Origin of the sequence: Brooklawnia sp., from assembly GCF_032229645.1 — a bacterium.
Lineage (GTDB): Bacteria > Actinomycetota > Actinomycetes > Propionibacteriales > Propionibacteriaceae > Brooklawnia.
Genome location: NZ_JAVTWX010000023.1, coordinates 16,630 through 17,704, shown reverse-complemented (window position 1 = coordinate 17,704; position 1,075 = coordinate 16,630). Strand labels below are relative to the sequence as shown.

Genomic DNA, 1,075 nt, shown 5'->3' with positions numbered 1-1,075 from the left:
CGCGCGGCGCGGGCGCCGTCGATTCGCGGACGACGAGTGATGTTGCGAGTTGCACATGCCCAGTGACCGGAGGCGTGCCGCGTAGGGCCCCCACGCAGGTGCGCATCGCCAATGCTCCCATCTCGACCAGCGGCTGACGCACCGTGGTCAGTGGGGGCGCCGACACAGCAGCGGCAATGGTGTCATCGAATCCGACAACCGACAAGTCTGTCGGCACTGTGCGCCCGGATAGCCGGGCGGCCTCGAGAACACCGCACGCCACCATGTCGTTGGCCGCGAACACCGCAGTTGGTGCTCCCTCGCCGGAAAGCAAGTCGCGTGCAGCGAGGCCATCGGCGACGCCGAAGAATCCCGGCCGCACGAGCGCCTGGTCGAACGGAATGTCGTGACTCTCCAGCGCGCTGCGATAGCCGGCCAGCCGCTCGGCGCCCGGCTCAGACTCCGGTGGCGCCCCAAGGAATGCGATGCGCCGATGTCCCAGCTCGATGAGATGCTCGGTCGCTTGAAACCCGCCCCGCCAGTTCGTTGCTCCCACACTCAGCGCGCCCTCGGGTATGCCGACGAGGGGGTCAACCACGATCAGCGGAGCGTTGGCTGCCTGCGCCACCCGAAGGTGGGCCTTGGTCGCCGGCGTCGTGATGAGGACGAAGGCCCCGGCGCCTCGCTCGACACCCTGACGAATCCAACCCGGGGATGAAGGCAATGGCTGCCCATCGCCATGCGCGGCCACATGCTGGAAGACACTGCAAACCGCACCGAGGGCCTGCGCCTCGGCGAGCAGGCCATCGAGCACCAAGCCCATGTAGGGGTTCACGAAACTCGTCAGTGCCACCCACACGTGTGGCCCCGACCCGGCCGGCGTCCGGGCAGGAGGCACGTATCCGAGTTCGGCCGCCTGGGCAAGGACCCGCTCACGAGTTTCAGCCGCCACGTCTTCGCGGCCGTTGAACGCCTTGGAGGCAGTGGCCTTCGACACGCCCGCCGCACGAGCGACGTCGGCAAGGGTCGTGGAGCGGCCGTCTTTCACATCGTCAGCCTACTACATCCGAAACGTTTCGCTAGATCGCACTTCATC

Annotated in this window: 1 protein-coding gene; it reads right to left on the bottom strand. The window is 67.4% G+C overall.

The genetic code is table 11. The features are described from left to right. Positions 1–1,027, bottom strand: a 1,027-nt coding sequence (locus tag AAFP05_RS01530) for a LacI family DNA-binding transcriptional regulator (protein WP_341728088.1), incomplete at its 3' end; no start/stop codon positions are given. Between the last annotated feature and the right edge of the window lie 48 nt (positions 1,028–1,075).